We start from the raw sequence: 18,903 nt of genomic DNA, 5'->3' as shown, positions 1-18,903 counted from the left end.
CATGTCCGGGTCGACCTCGACGCCGCCCTTGCAGCCGACCGTTCCGGCCGCGAACAACGCACAGACGCCCATCAGCAAAATTGCGCGAACCATGACTTGCTCCTTGCCCCTGAGGGGCAGTTGTAGATGTTGTTCCTAAAGCAACTGTCGTGCCGCAGGGTTCGGTTGTGTTCCGTCGCTTCTCGCGTCGCGATCGATGCATTGGATTGGTATGATGGGCGGTATGGTGGAACTCGCGCGCGATTGCGACGTGATGGTGCTCGGCGACCATCCCTGCACCTACGTCGCCGCGCTGCTGTTGAAGCAGGGCGGCGTCGCGCGCGTGCAGCATGTCACCATTCCGACCGACGCCACGCCGAACCGCGCGGTACTCGTTAATCCAAAGCTCTTTGAACTGCATAAATCCCTAGCGCGCTGGCGCGATGCTCAACCCCTCGTGCCCGTGCACGGCATGCGGTTCCTGAGCGATGATCCGGCGACGTCGAGCCAGCACGTCGCCGACGAACCGCTCGCGTACGTCGCGCGCATCGGCGACCTCACGCAGACCGTTCGCCAGCTCGCCGAGCAGGCGGGCGTGACACTGCTGACGCCCGCGACGCTCGAGGTGCATCGGCCGGATCCGCAGGGCGTGCAACTGTCGATCGACGGCGTCGCCAAGCGTGCCTGCGCGCTAGTCGTGGGTGGCGAACTGCCCGCGCGCGACAAGCGATGCCTCGGCATTTCCGCCAACTGGGAGCAGGGCGTCCAACGCCGGGTGTGCTATGCCGAGCTGCCGCGTAAGCGCAAGCGCGGCAGTAGCAGTAGCGGTGATGCGGAGGGTTCGATCGTGTCGATGTCGCTCGACTTGCACGGCACGCTGCAGTGGGCCTGGTTGCTGTCGACGGACGACGCGTATCACCTGATCGTCGAACAACCGCCGGAAGCGCCCGAGCGCAGCCCGAGTCCGAGCGTACACGAATGGAGCCGCGTGCTGGCGGACCATCAGGTGCTGGACGCCATCGATCCAGCGGCCGCGGTGATCGCGTCGTCCTTGATGCCCGTCACCGGGGCGCTGTCGCACGACAGCGTCGCCGACCGCACCCTGTTGATCGGCCCCGCCGGCGGATTTGTCAGCGCGTGCCTGGAAGAGGCCTATCCGTGCTGTTGGTCCGCCGCCCACGCCGCCGAGGTGCTCACAGAGGCTTTGGGCCAACCATTGCTGCAGGATGCGCTCGACCGTTACCGTGCTTGCTGGCGGACCAACCTCGGGCTTTACCTGCAGGGTCCCCAGCAGAATTTGCGCTTCCTGCTGCCCATGATTTACCGAAACCCCGCCATGACGGCCCGTCTGGTTGAAGCGATCTTGGCTGGACGAAATGTCGTACGTTGAGGACATCACACGTCCGATAGGAATCTGATCGCCGACGGTGACGTAAATCCTTTGTGACGCGAAGTGCGATTATGGTAAGATGGGGTAAATGGATGTCGGCAGAAATCGCGGTCACTTGAGAAGTTTTTGCGCGGTTCAATGCTTCTAGTCTCGCAAGACGTGTAATCGGAGGCAGTTACGAATTTTTTAGCCCCATTCATGTCGTTCAAGATTCGGCAAAGTGTGCGTCGATAGTAAAAGTGTCGAAACAGCGCGTTCGACCTGACCTGGTGGCGGCCGGGACAGTGGGGCGAGCGGCGATGGAATCGCCAGCCCGGAAGTCGTAGTGACGGCCCTCGCCAAGGGCCGGTGGAGCATTAGATCATGAGCAGCATCAACGGTCTCGGCGGTAGCAACCCGGTCAACCAGATCACCAACAACCCCATCCGCAAAACCATCGGCACCGACGCCGCCGCCCCCAAGCCGGCGACGGACCGGTTGGAGCTGTCGGGCCTGTCGGGCCTGCTGAAGGCCGCCAAGCAGAATGACATCCGCGTCGATAAGGTCGCCGAGATGAAGGCCGCCATCGCGGCAGGCAACTATGAGACGCCCGAGAAGATGGACGTCGCCGTCGACAAGCTGCTGGACGATCTGCTGAAGTAAATTTCGCACTTCATCGTTCATCGCGATGACGCGCAACGCAGTTCAAACTAACGCTTGCGGTTTGGTTGTCTATTCGGCCCTTAGATGGGACGGAGACGCCAAGCCGCAAGCGTTCTTCATGCGCCCGCCGTACCACGGGCGGCCCGCCCGTATCTTCGCGTTGGCCGTGGCATGGGCGTCTAGCCCATGCACGTCAGTAGGACGGAAAGCTAGTTTTTGTTCAGCTGACTCAGGACGAAGCCCGCAGCAAACAAAATCTTCGTTTCGATCACAAGGTTGGGCGATCCGGCCATGTCACGGCAACGTCCTCCCGCGCCCGTCTTGCGTCGCGGGTATCCTCGCAGCGACACTACCGCTTTATGAGCACGTCGCCACCGATCGTTCCGACCCAGTTCGACCTGCTCTGTCCCCATTGCGGCTACGACCTCCGCGGCACCACGAGCGACCGCTGTCCCGAATGCGGCCAACCGATCGACCGCACGACGTCGGGCATCTCACTTATTCCGTGGACGCACCGCCGTGAGACCGGTTTAGTGCGGGCCTACGTGCGTACGGTGTGGATGGTCGTCCGCCGACCAGCCGAAGTGGGTCGCGAGGTGGCCAAGCCCGTGCTGTATGCCGACGCCGTACGTTTCCGCGCGTTGACGGTGGTGGTGGTCCTGCTGATTCTGCTGTCGACGGTAGGCGTTGTCTGGTGGGGTGCGGACGCGATCGAGCGGTTGTCCGCGCCGTTCCAGATCGATTTCGACATCGATCTATTCGGCAACCCGTCCTCGCAGACGTTGTCGCCGTGGATGGACTTGCTTCTACCGGTCGCCGCGGGGTGGCTGGTGTGGCTGCTGGCGCCGATCTACGTGCTGGTGATGCTGATCGGCTGCACGGGAGTGGCCAGCTACTTGTTTCGTCCAGATCGATTGTCGGTCCAACAACAGAACCGCGCCGTCGCTTTGAGTTGCTACGCGGCGGCGCCGCTGGCGCTACTCTTCTTCCCCGTATTGGTCCTCGCGATCGTACTGCTGTTGATCTCAATGGATCCGCAGAGCTTCAACAGCGACCTCCAAGCCGTCATCGGCTTCCTCACTGTTCTGGGCGCGTTGATGCTGGTGGCGATCCTGTTTAAATGGTGGCTTGGTACGTTGAGAATCCTGCGCTGGGCGACGCAGCCCACCGGCGGCGCGCTTCTGCTGGCGGGGCTGTTCCTGCCAACCGGGTGGATCGTGGTCGCCGTGCTGTCGCTAATCGTCCTGCCCGCGGTGGTGGGATTCTTCAAGCTGGTGATCGCGAGCTTGAAATAGCGATCGCACCGAAGCGTTCGCTAGTCAGACACGTTTATACCCATTTCTGGGTCTTTCAATTCTGCCGGTGGCAGGTAGTTTGGCGGAGGCGTCGCGGGCATCCATCGTGACAAATCGCGGTACTGGTCGAACGGCTTCCGGTTCCGCGGGGCGTTGAACGCAAGGTTGGTGGATTGCCAACCCCAGGCGGTGAACGGTGGCAGGACCGATTCGTCGGGCGTGTCGTCGATGCCGTTCTCGCCCACGCTATAAGCGATCGGACGCGTGCCGTTGGCCGCGAGGATGTACTGGAACGGTTCGCCTGCGGGTGAAAACGGATCGATCGGCACCGCTGGCAGGTACGCGGGTACCAGCGCGTCGAGCGTGTCGGGATACCGCCCGTGGTCCAGCCAGTACAAACGCATCGCCAGGGCAATTGCAGCGATCCTGCGATCGACGAGAACGCGAAAGCCTGTCAGTACTGCGCGATCCAACGGTCCGCTGAACATGTTGCTGGCGACGCGCGACAGATCAAACGGATCGCGGGGCCGCTCGATCCCCATGATGTTCTTCGCCGCGGTCCAATGGGTCGCGGCGGTGGCTTTGATATAGCGGTCGTTCTTCCGGCCGGTCCATTCCGCATCCAGAACATACATTGGGCGTAGCAACATCGATTCGCTGCTGAGCAAGAGGATCGAATCGACCTGCATCGCACGTTCACCGATGAAGCCGTTGCGCTTCGTGCCAACCGAGGCGGCATCGTTCAGCAAGTCGGCGATCATCGCCTGCACTTGCTGTCGGGTCGCGGGACGCGCGGAGGGAAGAGTGGAGGGGTGAGCGGCCCCGGCGACCGTCAGCCCGCCAGCCATCTTCTGCACCCGATCGACCGCAAGCGCTTCGATGCCCACGCCGACCAGATAGTTGACCAGCGTAGGGGGCTGCGCGACGGCGTTGCTCAACGCGAGCGTATCGGCAACCAGTTCCAGGCCCTCCGCATCATCGCCGAGGAAATGCTTCCGCAGTGCCGTGTCGCCGGCCAGGTTTGCCAAGTGCCGCTTGTCGTTAAATCCAAACCCCATCACGCCATTGATCATCGGCGTCGCCCACTTCACGCCCCAGTCGAACTCGCGCAACTCGCGCCCGCGGCGCAAATCGGGATAAACCGCGGCGTTGGCGGCGATCGCCTTGTCGGCCATCGTGTGCCAGACGTCGCGGTAGGGGAGGTAGTCGGGGAACTCGAGAGCGCTCATCGATGGCGAGTCGACCGTCGTACTCGTGGCCGCTGCGGCGCGCCTGAAGTAGAAGGCGGCGTTGCGCTCGTCCGGCACTGCGGGCAATTGGAAATCGTCGACCAAGATTGGCTCGCCGCGCGCGTGGGCGGCGGCCACCATCTCGTTGAACCGCCGCTCGGCGACGCGGCCCCACCAGTAGCGGGTGATGCCGATCGCGATCAAGATCACGACCGCCGCGACCGCCAGCCGCTTCGTCCACCAGAACGGTGGCGGGTACGGCACGGTTGGTTCCGGCGACGTCATCGGTTGGGATTGTATCAGATTCGCACGGCCGAGGGCTCGCCGTACCACGGGCGGCCCGCCCATGTCCGCACGTCGCATGGGCGTCTCGCCCAGGACGGTGGTGAGGCTGGAAGATGTTGTTTGTTGCAGACCGTTTTCGTCGAAGTCGTCCGCCACAAATCAATATACTCGTCCCAGCCACACGCAGGGGCGAGACGCCCATGCCACGGTCACGCGAAGAACACGGGCGGGCCGCCCGTGGTACGGGAGGGGATCACGTGTGATAGTCGGCGTTGATCGTCACGTATTCCTTCGACAGATCGCACGTCCACAGCGTCGTCTCGGCGGTGCCCAGGCCGCAGGAGAGGTCGATCGTCACCTCTGCGACTGCCAAGGATTTGCTAACGGCGGCGTCGTTGAATGGGATGGGGCGGCCGCCCTTGAAGACCGTCGTGCCCTGCAGCTTCAGCAGGCTCTTGTCCGGGTCGAACGGCGCGCCGCACAAACCGGCGGCGCTGACGATGCGGCCCCAGTTGGGGTCGTTGCCGTGCATCGCGCACTTCACCAGCGGGCTGTTGGCGATCGCGCGGGCGATCGTCTTGGCGGCGGCTTCGTTCGCAGCCTTGCTGATGCGGATGACGACCACCTTCGTCGCGCCCTCACCATCCGCGGCGATCTGGTAAGCGAGCGACTGCGTCACCTCCAGCAGCGCGGCTTGGAACTTCTTCACGTCCGCGGGCGACGCGATCGATGTGCCACTGGCACCGCTGGCGAGCAGCAGGGCAGTGTCGTTAGTGCTGGTGTGGTCGTCGATCGTGACGGCGTTAAAGCTAACGTCGCTGGCACCGGTCATCAGCGTTTGCAGCAGCCGCGGCGCGATTTTCGCATCGGTCGTGAGATAGGCGAGCATCGTCGCGTGCCGGCCCTTCAGGTTGCGCGTGCGCGTCGGGCCGAGCGGGCTGTTGCCGCGCATCTCCGCTGCCGTGGCCGGCGCCATGCGTGGGCCGATCATTCCGGCCCCCTTGCAGACGCCCGCAAGGGTGATCGTCTGCCGGCCGATCTTCACAGTCGTAGCCGCAGCCTTGCGCTTGGTATCGGTAGTCAAAATGGCTGCGGCGAAATCGAGCGCATGCTGCTGGCTATCGCCGAGCTTGGTTGCCACGTCGGCGATGCCCGCCGACACCTTCTCCATCGGCAGCATGTGACCGATGATGCCGGTGGACGACGGCAGCAGTTCGGTCGGTTCGCACCCGACTAATGCTGCCGCCTGCCGACACATCGCCAGCGCATCCCGCTCCCCTTGTCGACCCGTGCAAGCGTTGGCGTTGCCACTGTTGATGACCACGCCGCGCAAGCGACCCCCGGCCACGTGCTGGCGCCCGATCTTCACCGGGGCGGCAAAGACCTTATTGGTGGTGAAGACCGCCGCCGCGGCCGCTGGGGCATCGGCGATCAGCAGGCCGACGTCCGGCGTCTGCTTCCGCTTAATTCCCGCGTACACACCGGCGGCCCGAAAGCCCTTCGGTGACAGAAGGTGAAGGTCGGCCATGATCGAATCTCCGAGGCGGGTGAACCATGCAAAGCGGGGACGCAAGCCAATGGCTTACGTCCCCGGTTGAATCGTTTTAAATGACTAGCTGGCCAGAACTTAGGCCGACGTCACTTGGACGAAGTCCTCAACGCTGCCCAGGTCCTTGATGCTCTGCGGGGTCGCGAGGATCGTGGCGGCGGCGCCTTGGCTGAGGATCGGGTGGATCTTGTTCGGACGCTTCGTCCAGATCTGGCCACCGCGACGCTTCGGCAGTTCCTTGAAGTTCTTGCTGCGCACTTCCAGGGGGCGGGCCACGGCGCGGTCCTGCATGAACAGGCGCTCGAGCGTCTTGCGGGCCGCGTCGCGCTTCACGTGCTTGCTGATGGTTACCCGAACCGTCTGGCCGGGGGTTGCTTCGATTGCCATAAACTTACTCCGTCGATCAAAGGGAGGGGAAAGTATAGCGACGCAGCGAAAAACAGCAAGGGCAGGGAGGAGTGGGCTGTGGACAGTGGAGAGGGGGCCGTTAGGACGGGAACGGTGTGCCCGTTCCACTACCGACTGCCCACGGGCGGCTAACCACTTTCCTTCCCCCTTCTTGACACCCTTGCGGCATCAAAATACGCTCCACCCTTTGACCCGCACACACCTGAAAGGCAGCTCCGTGACACCGCAATTGGAAGGCAATACCTGCGTCGTCGGCTTGCAGTGGGGCGACGAGGGCAAGGGGAAGATCGTCGATTTCCTCACCGAGAACGCCGAGGTCGTCGTCCGCTATTGCGGCGGGGCCAACGCCGGGCACACCGTGCGCATCGGCAACGAGAAGTACGCCACCCACCTGCTGCCGGTCGGCATCTTCCGTCCGGGCGTGATCAACCTCGTCGGTAACGGTGTGGTTTTGGACCCCGCGGTGCTGCTGCGCGAGATCGACGAGTTCACCGGCCGCGGCATCGTCATCACGCCCGACACGCTGAAGATCAGCTACAAGGCGCACCTGGTCATGCCCTACCACATGGCCGAGGACGCTGCCCGCGAAGGCGCCGCCGGGGACAAGGGCATTGGCACCACAAAGCGCGGCATTGGCCCGACCTACGCCGACAAAATGCAACGTGCTACCGCGATCCGCGTGGCTGATCTTCAGCATGAGGAACAGCTGAAGGAGCGGGTGAACCGCGTCGTCGACGAGCGCAACAAGGTGCTCAAGGTGCTGTACGACGCGCCACCGTTGAAGTGGCAGGAAATCTTCGAGACCTACCGCGACTACGGCCGGCGGTTGCTGCCGTACGTGGACGACGTCGGTCACCTGCTGCAACAGTACGCCAAGGCGGGCAAGCGCATCGTGTTCGAAGGCGCCCACGCCGTGCTGCTGGACATCGATCACGGTACGTACCCGTACGTTACCAGCAGTTCGTGCAGTGCGCTGGGCCTGTACACCGGCAGCGGCGCGCCACCGAAGACCGTGCAGAACTTCTACGGCATCATGAAGGCCTACAGCACGCGTGTGGGTGGCGGGCCGTTCCCGACGGAACAGGCCAATGACACAGGCAACTACATCCGCGAGCGCGGCAACGAGTACGGCACGACCACCCGCCGCCCGCGGCGTTGCGGTTGGTTCGACGCGATGGCGGTGAAGTACAGCGTCGACCTCTGCGGCGTCACGCACATCGCGTTAACGCTGTTGGACGTGCTCAGCGGCCTCGATCACCTGCAAATCTGCACCGGCTACAAGTGCCGCGGCCAGCGGTTGGACTACTTCCGCGCCGACATGGACACGCTGGCGGAAGTCGAACCGATCTACGAAACCCTGCCCGGCTGGCGCGGCAACATCAGCGGCTGCCGCCGGTGGGAGGAACTGCCGCCTGAGGCCCAGACGTATGTGAAGCGGTTGGAGACGCTCGTGGGGGCGCCGATCAAGATGGTCAGCGTCGGCGCCGAGCGCTCGGCGACGATCATGCGGTAAACATTCTCGACTTCCAATAGCTTCTGTAGGGGCAGGCCTCCGTGCCTGCCCTACTTTCTTTTCCGGGACGATGTACTTCAGCGCAACAGCTTCTAGCCTCGTCATCCTGAGGTACTCGGAAGGATCTCCCCCAGTATTCCGCTTCGGGACAGAAGAGATCTTCCGGAGTACCTGAGAAGGTGTTGAAGACCAGTGCCGCGTCCGCTCCTACCGTGGCATGGGCGTCTCGCCCATGCATGCGGTAAGGTCAAAAGCTAGAATTGGTGGCTGCCGCCTGGTCGGCGCAGCCCGGCCGTAATTCAATCTTGCATTCCAATCCACAGGCATGGGCGGGACGCCCATGCCACGGTCGGATCGACGCCGCGACGCGTCGGTGGCGCAGCTTGTGCGCCTTACTGCATCCATTCAAGCAGCCGCGCCGTCACACGGGCTGGCCGTTCGTGGTGAAGCCAGTGCGAGGCGTCGGGCAGCCGTTCCATGCGAACGCTGGGGACCCATAGATACAGGTCGTCCGTCAGCGACGAATTCAAATACCGATCCTGCTCGCCCCATAGCACCAGAGTGGGCACGTCGATTCGCTGGGCGCGAAACATTTCATCGGGCTTGCGCGACAGGGCACGGTAGTAGTTCAGCGTCGATGCCAGTGCCCGCGGCCGGGCGAAGGCGGTGACGTAGCGGGTCACATCCTGCCGGCGGAAGGCATAAGGCACGACTGGATCAACCCGCAGCATTCGGCGGAGCACGTGCCAGTCACCGGCGCGCAGCAGCGCCTCCGGCAGCCATGGCAGTTGAAAGAACAGCACGTACGCCGACCGCAGCCACTGGCTCGGCCGCTGGCGCAGTTCCCGTTGGAAGGCGGTAGGGTGGGGGGCGTTCAGGATCGCGAGTCGATGCAGCAACTGCGGGTGCCGCATCGCGACGTGCCAGGCGATGATGCCGCCCCAGTCGTGGCCGACGAGGGTGACGCGCGAACCGCCGGTGTTACGGATCAGTCCGGCGATGTCGCCGACCAGCTGCGCGATCGTATAGTCCCGCACACGGGGTGGCTTGTCGGACAGGTTGTAGCCGCGGAGGTCTGGGGCAAGCACCCGCAGCCCAGCGTCCGCCAGTGGTTGGATTTGCCGCCGCCAGGCGTACCAGAACTCGGGAAATCCATGCAGCAGCACCACGACGCGCTGCGCAATCGGGTCGCCCGCCTCCACGCAGTGCAGCGCTACCGCGTTCGTCCGCACGAACCGCCGCCGCCATCCTTGTTGCTCCGCGAATCGCTCGGCGGATGGGGTGTGCATGGGTCAGGCGCTCCGCTGTTACCCCTCGCGCCCCTCGATCGCGCTCAGCAGGATGCCGGTCGCCAGCGCCAGCCGGCGGTCCAGCTTGCACTGCGGGTCGATCACGTGCACCTCGAGCTTCTTCACGAACGGGTTGAAGTTTTGATGGTAGGTGACGACGGTCTGGCCGTTCATCTCCATGTGGTACTTCTGCGGCAGGAACATCGAGGCCGCCTCGATGAACCGGCGGATCAGCGCCAGGATCTGGCTGTCCTCGCGAACGGTCGCGATCACGTTTTCGTTCGCGTCCATCACCGACCACTCGTCGCGAATCATGCTCTTGAACCCGTGACGGCGCAGCGAGCCCACCCGCTGGCCGGCGAGCGAGTCGTACACCTCGTAGCCGGCGCGGAAGTCGATGATCGACTTGGCCTGTATGCGCAGCACCTCGGTCTTCATGTCCTCGTTCGTGTAGAGGCGCAGATCCTCCTTTAGCTTGAAGGCCTTCATCTTCGAGTACAGCACGACGTTGTCGGCCGCGTCGTAGACGTGAAATGCCTCGCCGAAGAGTTTGAAGACCTTCTGGCGGATGAGGTAGCGGTCGTGCGAGAAGCGGTCGGTTTGCGGTTGGGCCATGAGTGCGTTCCCCTTCTTTGGATGGGTGACGGTTTTCGTTCACGGACAATGGAAGTGTAACAGGTGGAGATCGATGCTACTCGATCAACTCGGTGCCGTTGGTCGCGGTGGTGACGTAGATGCCGGGTTGCTCGCCGACCTTCTCGGGGTAGACCTTGTTCAGGTGGTCGGTCAACGCCTGCACGGCCCGCGGCTGAACGAGCGCGACGATGCAGCCACCGAAGCCACCACCGGTCATGCGGGCGCCGTAGACGCCCTTGACCTTCATCGATTCCACCACCAGCAGGTCCAGTTCCGGCGTCGATACGTTGTAGTCGTCGCGCAGCGAGTTGTGGCTCTGCACCATCAGCTCGCCGGCCTGTTCGTATCCCTTGGTCGACAGCAGCGTCGCGTAGCGGGTCGCGCGGGCGTTCTCACCCACCACGTGCCGGCATCGGCGGAAGACGACGTCGCGCAGCTGGCCCTTGGCGTCCTCGACCTGCTTCATCGTCACGTCGCGAAGCGCCTTCACGTTCGGGTCGATCTTCTGGAAGAACGCGACGCCCTCCTCGCACTGATGGCGGCGCTCGGCGTATTCACCGCCGGACAGCTCGTGCTTGACCATGCTGTTGACGATGACGACGCGCAGCTCGTTCGAGTCCAGCGGGATGAACGTCTTGGAGTTGTCGCGGCAGTCCAGCAGCATCGCGTGGCCCGCCCGGCCGCTGGTGACGATCGTCTGGTCCATAATGCCGCAGGGCACGAGCGCAAACTCGTGTTCGGCCTTTTGGGCCAGCAGCGCGATGCGCGTCTCGTCCATCTCCAGCCCCGCAAGCGCCAGCAGGGCACGGGCCGTGCCGACTTCCAAGGCAGCGCTGCTGGAGAGCCCGCCACCCATGGGCAGGGTGTTGTCGAGCAGCAGATCCATGCCGACCAGCGGAATGCCCGCCTTCACCAGCTCGGCCGCGGCGCCACGGAGGTAGTTCGACCACTTGGGTTCGCCGCGCTCGATTGGCTCGTTCACCGAGAACTCGACGAACTGGTCGGGGTAGACGGTGCTGACCATGCGGACCAGCCCATCCGTACGCGCCCGAAACGCGAACAACACGTGCGGCTCGATCGCCATCGGGAAGACGAAGCCATCGTTGTAGTCGGTGTGCTCGCCGATCAGGTTGACCCGACCGGGGGAGCGTAAGACGTGGACGCGTCCGCCTTCGGTGCCGAAGGCTTTCGTGAACTGTTGCTTGATGTCGCTGGTGTCGATCTGCATGGTGCGGGGAAGGTACGTGCGGGAAAGCCAAGCCGCAAGCGAGCAACGCGGGCGCGGCCGTGACGTGCCGCGCAAGAAAAACGCCTGCGGCCCAGCTCTTCAGCGGAACCGCAGGCGTCTGTTTCAAATGCCGGTGCGATCTACATCACGCCAGCCATGCCGGTCTCGATCGGGGCGCTCACGTACTCGCGCGGATCGGTGACGTAGCCCGTCAATGCACTCGCGGCCACCGTCAGTGGCGACGCCAGGTAGACCGCGCTCTTCGTGCTGCCCATGCGGCCGGGGAAATTGCGGTTGGTCGTGCTGATGCAGACCTCGGCCTGGTTCAATCGCCCGAACGTGTCGCTGGGCCCGCCAAGGCAGGCGGCGCAACCGCTGGGGCCGATCAGGCAGTTGGCGTCGTTCAGGACGTCCTCGATGCTCTTTTCGTTGGTGTCCTTCGGCACGCCGCGCAGGTTCAGGCGCTGCATGTCGGCGTGCACCTCGGTGCTGCCGGGGACGACGAACGTCGGGATCTTGACGGTGTGCCCCTTCAGCAGGTTGGCCGCGAAGATCATGTCGGTGATCTTGCCACCGGTGCAGCTGCCGATGTAGGCGCGGTCCAGCTTCACCGAACGGCAGTTGTAGGCCGTGTCCTTGTTGTCGGGGCTGTGGGGCTTGGCGACCATGGGTTCCATGGTGCTCAGGTCCCATTCGTACTCGGCGAAGTAACTGGCATCCTTGTCGTCGGTGAACACTTCCCAGTTCGGGCGGTTCGACCGGGCGCGAACATAGCGCAGCGTCTTCTCGTCGACGTCGCACACGCCGTTCTTGCCACCGGCCTCGATGGCCATGTTGGTCAGCGTCATGCGGTCTTCGAGCGTCAGGCTGCTGATGCCGTCGCCGGCGAAGTACATCGTGCGGTAGGTGGCGCCGTCGACCCCGATCTGCCCGATCACCGCCAGGATGAGGTCCTTGGCCGTCAGGTAGGGGGGGATCTGCCCGTTGAAGGTGAACTTCATCGTCGGCGGCACCTTCAGCCAGGTCTTTCCGGTGCCAAGCGTGAACGCAGCATCGGTATTACCGACACCCGACGCGAACATGCCGAACGCCCCGGCGGTGCAGGTGTGGCTGTCGGTGCCCAGCATGATCTCACCGGGGCGCACGTGGCCCTCTTCCGGCAGGGCCTTGTGGCAGACGCCCTTGTAGCTCGTTTTGGTCGGGTCGCGGTAGGGCGTGGGCATGCCCTCGGCCTTCACGAACTCGGGGTCGTAGTAGTATTTCAGACCCTGTTCCTTCGTGAAGTCGCGAAGGATCTGGATGTTACGATGGCACTTCTGGTCGGCGGTGAAGATGTAGTGATCGGGGATGACCACCACGCGGTCCTTGTCCCAAACCTTCGCCTCACGGCCGAACTTCTCGTGGAAAATGCCGATGGTGCCCGGCCCGCAGACGTCGTGGGTCATCAGCACGTCCACGTCTACCCAGATGTTGTCACCGGGGGTCACATGGCCTTTCCCCGCGTGCTTCGCGAGGATCTTTTCCGTCATCGTCATACCGGGCATGTAGCAAGCTCCTGTCAACGTCTGAAATAACGTAAGTGGCAGAGTATAGCATGCCCGTCAACTGGCTTCTATGTGCTGCAGTGGCTCGTCGGCTCGAGGATGCAACTGCGCGCTGTAGTCATCCGGAGGGGAGCTGTAGCGACCCGAGGGATCTCCCACGAACTGGAGCTTCCGTCGTTTGAGACCTCTCAGGTCGCTACCGCTGCCTTCGGGATGACATGCGTTTGCCTGCCGCACGGATGAACCCACCACACGCGCGCCTCTACAGTGAAATAATTCGAAACTAAGGAATCCCACGCTCGTCCGTTATACCTGCAGACGCAACCGGCGAGCCCATGCAATGACACCAACCCCACCCGACGACGCCCCCGGCCTGCGCGACACAATCGACCGCTACGAGCGGCCGCTGATCGCGTACGCCCTGCGGATCGTCGGGCGGGTCGAGAATGCCCGCGAGGTGGTGCAGGAGACGTTCCTGCAGCTGTGCCGCAGCCGCCCGCACGAGCTCAACGGCAATTTGCAGGCGTGGCTCTACACCGTCTGCCGCAACAAGGCATTGGACGCCAAACGCAAGGAGGGTCGGATGACGCAACTGGATGACGCCGCGGTCGCCGAGTTCACGAGCACCGTGCCGGAGCCCCCCGAGTCGGCCGAACGGTCCGAATCGACCGCCGGCATCGTTCGACTGCTGGCGACGCTGCCACCGAACCAGCAGGAAGCGATCCGCTTAAAGTTCCAGCACGGCCTCAGCTACCGCGAGATCGCCGCGGTCACGCAGCTCAGCGAATCGAACGTCGGTTTTCTGATCAGCACCGGTTTGAAAACGATCCGCGAGAAGTGCGTGACTTAGGTCCAACCGTGGCATGGGCGTCTCGCCCATGCTTTTGGATTGGAACGAGAGACTTGATTGGTGCCGAACCACGATGACCCAGCGGCACTTAGAAACGGAACTATCCGCCTTACCGCACGCATTGGCGAGACGCCCATGCCACGGAAGAACAAGGACATCCCCATGTCACACGAAATCGACGACGCCACCCTGACCGCCTACGCCCTTGGCGAGCTCTCGCCCGAAGCCACCGCGAAGGTCGAGGCGTACCTGGAATCCAACCCGGCCGCCCGTGACACCGTCACCGCCATCCGCGCCACCGCCGTGGAACTGCAGGCCGCGTTGGCCGTCGAGCCCGCGACCTCCCTCACGCTCCCGCAACGGGCGGCGATCCTGAATGCAACCACGACGGTAACGGGCGGGGCCAACAAGGGGCGGCCCGCCTTCTACCGCCGGCCCACCACAATCGCCGCCGCCGCCAGCATCGTCCTGGCGGCGACGGTGGCGGTTTCGGTGATGACGTACAACGAACAGCGTGCCCCCAACGGACATTCGTATCTGGCGCATCAGCAGCCTGCGTATTCACTCGGCGCTCCACCTAGCAACATGGTTATCACACGGGAGGGGGAGATCGCCGCCGCCCCTGCGGCCCGAGAGCCAGGCGCGGTGCCGAACACTGGCATGGCGGTAGGTGCCCCCCCTCCGCAGCGGGGCGTGCGAACCGATGTGCAAACTCAAGCGAACGTGTCGGATGACTCGACGCTTTTGTTGGGTGGTCAAACTCTGGCTGGAGTTGTCGAAGGTGCGGAAGTAGGCGGCATCCCGAATCCGGGGAATAGCGGGCAGCAGCAGCCGCAGCAGCTTGCGTGGCGTCCGTCGCTGGCCTCTGCAGGTCCGCCACCGGCGCTGGCCGCGGGTCGACCCAATCCCTCGGATAGCAAATTCAGCGTAAACCAGCATCCGAGAATGGCAATTGCAGCGGACGAGATGTTTCGGCTAGAGAGCCCACCGAACGGATGGATTGCAGATGGGCTGAAAGAGACAGTTCGCCATGATGGCTCGTTCAACACCGAGTCCTACGCCCGCATTCACGACCACCCGTTCTTAGCCGCGGCGCAGAACCCGCTATCGACGTTTTCGATCGACGTCGACACCGCGTCGTACTCGAACGTCAGGCGGTTCCTGAACGACGGGCAACTGCCGCCGGCGGATGCGGTGCGGATTGAGGAGTTGGTGAACTACTTCCCGTACGACTACCCGCAGCCCGACGGCGATGCACCGTTCGCGGCGAACGTCGAAATCGCAGCGACGCCGTGGAACCCGGCCCATCGGCTCGTCCGGGTGGCGCTGCGCGGCAAGGATGCGTCGCAGGACAAGGCCATCAAGGAGACGCCGAAGAACCTTGTCTTTCTGATCGACGTCTCGGGCTCGATGCAATCGCAAAACAAGCTGCCGTTGCTGAAGGAGAGCATGAAGATGCTCGTTCGCGAACTGAACGCACAGGACAAGGTGACGATCGCGGTGTACGCGGGCAGCAGTGGGTTGGTGTTGCCACCGACGACGGTGGGGACGAAGACTGACGGATCGGTTATCGACCGCGCGAATCGGTTGTGGAACGAGAAATACCAGCCGAAGATCGTCACTATCAACGGCCAACCTGCGAACCAGAAGCAGGTCGAATCGGACTTTCTTGACGAAGTGAAACGGTTGCCGGCCGAGGCGTCTGCCGGCCGTGACGCCATCCTCGCCGCCATCGATCGCCTGGAGGCCGGCGGCAGCACCAACGGGGCCGCGGGCATCACGCTGGCGTACGAGCAGGCGGCCAGCGCGTTCATCAAGAACGGCGTCAACCGCGTCATCCTCTGCACCGATGGTGACTTCAACGTTGGCGTCACCAACGAGGGCGACCTTACTCGCATGATCGAGGAGAAGGCGAAATCTGGCGTCTTCCTCTCCGTGCTCGGGTACGGCATGGGGAACGTGAAGGATTCGACGATGGAGAAGCTGGCCGACAAGGGCAATGGCAACTACGCCTACATCGACACGCTGGCCGAGGCGAAGAAGACGCTCGTCGAGCAGATGAACGGCACGCTCGTCACCATCGCCAAGGACGTGAAGATCCAGGTCGAGTTCAACCCGGCGAAGGTGGATTCGTACCGCTTGATTGGCTACGAGAACCGCATGCTGGCCAAGGAGGATTTCAACGACGACAAGAAGGACGCCGGCGAGATCGGCGCGGGTCATACGGTGACGGCGCTGTACGAGGTGGTACCGGTCGGCGTGAAGCCACCGACGACGCTGCCGGGGGTCGATCCGCTGAAGTATCAACCGCAGGTGGACGCGTCCAAGCCGGTCGCGGGGGGTGATGAGTTGCTGACACTGAAGCTGCGTTACAAGGCCCCCGATGCGCCGCTGGAGCAGGGCACGAGCAAGCTGCTGCAGTTCCCGGTAACCGACGCCGGCCACGCGTTCGCCACGGCGTCGACCGACTTCAAGTTCGCCACCGCGGTGGCGGCGTTCGGGATGGTTCTGCGCGACTCGCCGCACAAGGGCGACGCCACGCTCGGCCATGTGCTGAAGATCGCCACGAGCGCCAAGGGCGAGGACAAGAACGGCTACCGCGGCGAGTTCATCCAACTGGTAATGCAGGCCGTGATCCTAAAAGACCAGTAACCGCGCCGCCGCCGCCGGGGGGCGTCTGCTGTAGGACAGGCATTCGGGCCTGTCTCTCCCTGTGGGACGGACATTCTTGTCTGCCACGTGGTGCTAGCCGCGATCAAAGAGGGGAGCCACGAAGGCGCGAAGGTATGAAGGAGGACACGAAGAATCCGAAGCGCGTTGCGCCGACACCATCTCTTCCGCGCAGCGCGGGCGTAGAGATGGATAGTGAGCTCTTTGACAACCGAATAGACGACGCGCGAGCCAGTCTAAGTCCGTTCGCCATCAACCGATGGTGCACAATGGTGCAAAATGGTGCATGGATTCGCGTGTTGCCTTACCCAGACCGCCGCAGGTAAGGGTCACCGGTCTTCTTCGTGGTCTTCGTGCTCTCCCTTCGTGACCTTCGTGTTCGCATTTGTTGCGCAGAAAGATCGAGACAGACAAGAATATCCGTCCCACCAGGAGGAAGAGTAAAGAGACACAGACAGGAATGTCTGTCCTACAGAAGAAAGAGGAGCCGGTCCCTCGCGCTCTACCGCACGCGGGCGGCGAGCAGGGTGACGTCGTCCATGTGCGTTACGCCAGCCCGGAAGGCGTCCATCGCGCCCAGCACGGCGGCCAGCATCAGCGGGGGGGTGGACTCGGCCTGCATCATGGCGACGTCGAGGCGTTCGGTGCCGAAGAGTTCGTCGGCGCCGTTGCGGGTCTCGGTGACGCCGTCGGTGTAGAGCACGACGAGGTCGCCTTCGCAGAGGTGGACGGTGTCGACGGCATAGGTCTCGTCGTCCAGGATGCCGAGTGGGATGCCGCTGTTGCCATCGAGTTCGAAGACGTTGGCGCTCGACCGCCGCACGTGCGGCGGGGGGTGACCGGCGTTGGCGAAGGTGATCGTGCGGGCGTCGTCGTCGTACACGCCGTAGAACGCGGTGACGAACCGGCCGGTCTCGCGCGTGTAGTGCCGGCACAAGCCGCGGTTGATGTGCCGCAGGAACGCGTCGGGGTCGGCGGGGTCGGGCGCGGTGTGCGCGAGCGAGTGCGTGACCGCCATGAACACCGCCGCCGGGGTGCGATGACCACTGACATCGGCGATTAAAATGCCACAGCGGTGCGCGTCGATCGGGAAGAAGTCGTAGTAGTCGCCACCCGCCCAGCGGCTGGTGACGTAGTGGGCGGCGATCTCCAGCGTCGCCAGCTTGGGCAGTTCCTGTGGCAACAGCGAGTGCTGCACGGCCGCCACCGTTTGCAGTTCGCGGTCGATGGCGTCGTACGCCTTGCGCACCTCGTCGCCCAGCACCAGGTTGTGCGTGGCCCGGCCAAACAGGTTGGCGGTCCACACGTATTCGGGCAGCGTGTCGGGCGTAAACGTGTCGCGCGCCCGGCGCAGCGACACCACCATGTTCAGCGCCTCGCCCTGGTCGTACAACGGCAACGCCGTCAGCGAGCCCATGCCTTCCAGGTATTCGCACGCCGGATCGTTCGGGTCCAGTTGAAGGTCGTTAATGACGGTCGGGCCGTCGCGGTAGATCATCTCGCTGAGCAGGCCGGACGTGAATATCGGCAGCCGCGCGTCACTGCCCCAGGGGTCGATCTCGTCGGTCCACGTGCTCGATCGCGTGATGCGCACCGAACCGTGCGGCAAGCCGCGGCGCGACAGCGATAGCCGGCGGTCGATCGGCATCACCTGGTTCATATAGCGGCTGTAGGCGGCCACTAGCGATTTGGCGTCCGCTTGGCTGCTGATGTCCTTCATCATGCTGATGACGAACGCCAGCCGCTCCTGCCAGGGAGAGGTGTGCTTGCCGGAAAAGAACGTGGTGAGATCGGTCATAAGCGGCTAAGATTGCACGTGTTGGCCGGCCACGATTGTACGTGCGATGGCACCGATCACGAAGCGGACGGCCAGCGCATTTCCTTCACTCTTTCAGGATTGGGAGACGTCATGACGCAAGGCCTATTCGACCCCAACAGCGAGAACGTGATGCGCGGCGCCGGCAACCGCTATCTCGGCGACCAGGGCATCGACAAATCGAAGGTGCCCCCCAGCCTCGTCGACGGCAACGTGGAAGCTGAGGAGAACGCCGAATCCATTGCCGCGACCGATGCTGATGCCACCGGCGAGCCCGATCTGAACGTGATCGACGACGAGGTCCAACCCGACTTCAACGACGACCCCGACGCCGCCGCCGATAGCCTGATGCATATCGAGGTGGAAGACGAGGGCCAGGTCGACATGGACGGTGAGCCGCGGCAACCTGAATAACGGGCTCGTAGAAGAGTTAGACGCGAAGAGCGCGAAGATTGCGCGAAGGTGGCGCGAAGAAGAGTTTGGACCACAGAGGACACTGAGAACACAGACGCAGACACGGAGAGAAGAACCCTCCGATTGGGATTTGGTGTTTGGTCATTTGTTTGGCATCGGGGCTTGG

The 18,903-nt window shown here is 63.5% G+C and carries 15 protein-coding genes; 7 read left to right on the top strand and 8 right to left on the bottom strand.

The window, feature by feature from the left end:
- Window positions 1-223 precede the first annotated feature (223 nt).
- The 3 genes from VGN72_08935 (at window position 224) to VGN72_08925 (ending at window position 3,306) form a co-directional block, all read left to right on the top strand.
- Window positions 224-1,369, top strand: a complete 1,146-nt coding sequence (locus VGN72_08935; protein ID HEV7299473.1) for a hypothetical protein — start codon at window positions 224-226, stop codon at window positions 1,367-1,369.
- A 363-nt stretch (window positions 1,370-1,732) separates the two neighbouring features.
- A complete protein-coding gene (locus VGN72_08930) occupies window positions 1,733-2,011 on the top strand; it encodes a flagellar biosynthesis anti-sigma factor FlgM (protein ID HEV7299472.1) in 279 nt (92 codons plus the stop codon).
- A gap of 359 nt (window positions 2,012-2,370) precedes the next feature.
- A complete protein-coding gene (locus tag VGN72_08925) occupies window positions 2,371-3,306 on the top strand; it encodes a zinc ribbon domain-containing protein (protein ID HEV7299471.1) in 936 nt (311 codons plus the stop codon).
- Window positions 3,307-3,326: 20 nt separating this feature from the next.
- Here VGN72_08925 and VGN72_08920 read toward each other — a convergent pair whose 3' ends face one another.
- The 3 genes from VGN72_08920 to VGN72_08910 all read right to left on the bottom strand — a co-directional run bounded on the left by VGN72_08920 (window position 3,327) and on the right by VGN72_08910 (window position 6,756).
- Window positions 3,327-4,820, bottom strand: a complete 1,494-nt coding sequence (locus VGN72_08920) for a hypothetical protein (GenBank protein HEV7299470.1) — start codon at window positions 4,818-4,820, stop codon at window positions 3,327-3,329.
- Window positions 4,821-5,073: 253 nt separating this feature from the next.
- Window positions 5,074-6,348: a bifunctional ornithine acetyltransferase/N-acetylglutamate synthase gene (locus tag VGN72_08915; GenBank protein HEV7299469.1), complete on the bottom strand. Its 1,275-nt coding sequence runs from the start codon at window positions 6,346-6,348 to the stop codon at window positions 5,074-5,076.
- Window positions 6,349-6,447: 99 nt separating this feature from the next.
- A complete protein-coding gene (locus VGN72_08910; protein ID HEV7299468.1) occupies window positions 6,448-6,756 on the bottom strand; it encodes a hypothetical protein in 309 nt (102 codons plus the stop codon).
- Window positions 6,757-6,994: 238 nt separating this feature from the next.
- Between VGN72_08910 and VGN72_08905 the strand changes: the two genes are divergently transcribed.
- Window positions 6,995-8,290 carry an adenylosuccinate synthase gene (locus VGN72_08905; GenBank protein HEV7299467.1) on the top strand — a complete coding sequence of 432 codons (1,296 nt, stop codon included), beginning with the start codon at window positions 6,995-6,997 and terminating at the stop codon, window positions 8,288-8,290.
- Between the two features lie 392 nt (window positions 8,291-8,682).
- Here VGN72_08905 and VGN72_08900 read toward each other — a convergent pair whose 3' ends face one another.
- The 4 genes from VGN72_08900 to VGN72_08885 form a co-directional block, all read right to left on the bottom strand.
- The gene (locus tag VGN72_08900) at window positions 8,683-9,579 is read right to left on the bottom strand and encodes an alpha/beta fold hydrolase (protein ID HEV7299466.1); all 897 of its coding nucleotides are present in this window, start codon (window positions 9,577-9,579) and stop codon (window positions 8,683-8,685) included.
- Window positions 9,580-9,597: 18 nt separating this feature from the next.
- On the bottom strand, window positions 9,598-10,194 hold the full coding sequence (locus VGN72_08895) for a hypothetical protein (protein ID HEV7299465.1): 597 nt from the start codon (window positions 10,192-10,194) through the stop codon (window positions 9,598-9,600).
- Window positions 10,195-10,270: 76 nt separating this feature from the next.
- Window positions 10,271-11,443, bottom strand: coding sequence for a galactokinase (gene galK / locus VGN72_08890; GenBank protein HEV7299464.1), 1,173 nt, complete (start codon window positions 11,441-11,443; stop codon window positions 10,271-10,273).
- Window positions 11,444-11,583: 140 nt separating this feature from the next.
- Window positions 11,584-12,987: an aconitase/3-isopropylmalate dehydratase large subunit family protein gene (locus VGN72_08885; GenBank protein HEV7299463.1), complete on the bottom strand. Its 1,404-nt coding sequence runs from the start codon at window positions 12,985-12,987 to the stop codon at window positions 11,584-11,586.
- A 340-nt stretch (window positions 12,988-13,327) separates the two neighbouring features.
- On the opposite strand from VGN72_08885, the gene VGN72_08880 reads away from it, so the two are divergent.
- Entirely contained in the window at window positions 13,328-13,837 is a 510-nt protein-coding gene (locus VGN72_08880; protein HEV7299462.1) for a sigma-70 family RNA polymerase sigma factor, read from the top strand.
- Between the two features lie 162 nt (window positions 13,838-13,999).
- A complete protein-coding gene (locus tag VGN72_08875; GenBank protein ID HEV7299461.1) occupies window positions 14,000-16,489 on the top strand; it encodes a von Willebrand factor type A domain-containing protein in 2,490 nt (829 codons plus the stop codon).
- Between the two features lie 520 nt (window positions 16,490-17,009).
- Here the strand turns inward: VGN72_08875 and VGN72_08870 are convergent.
- Window positions 17,010-18,305, bottom strand: a complete 1,296-nt coding sequence (locus tag VGN72_08870) for a PP2C family protein-serine/threonine phosphatase (GenBank protein ID HEV7299460.1) — start codon at window positions 18,303-18,305, stop codon at window positions 17,010-17,012.
- 111 nt (window positions 18,306-18,416) lie between these two features.
- Between VGN72_08870 and VGN72_08865 the strand changes: the two genes are divergently transcribed.
- Complete coding sequence (locus VGN72_08865; protein ID HEV7299459.1) at window positions 18,417-18,737, top strand: hypothetical protein; 321 nt, start codon at window positions 18,417-18,419, stop codon at window positions 18,735-18,737.
- Window positions 18,738-18,903: the final 166 nt, after the last annotated feature.

This window comes from Tepidisphaeraceae bacterium (genome assembly GCA_035998445.1).
Classification (GTDB): domain Bacteria; phylum Planctomycetota; class Phycisphaerae; order Tepidisphaerales; family Tepidisphaeraceae; genus DASYHQ01.
Note: the sequence above shows the minus strand (reverse complement) of the source record. Positions and strands in the feature narration are given on the sequence as shown.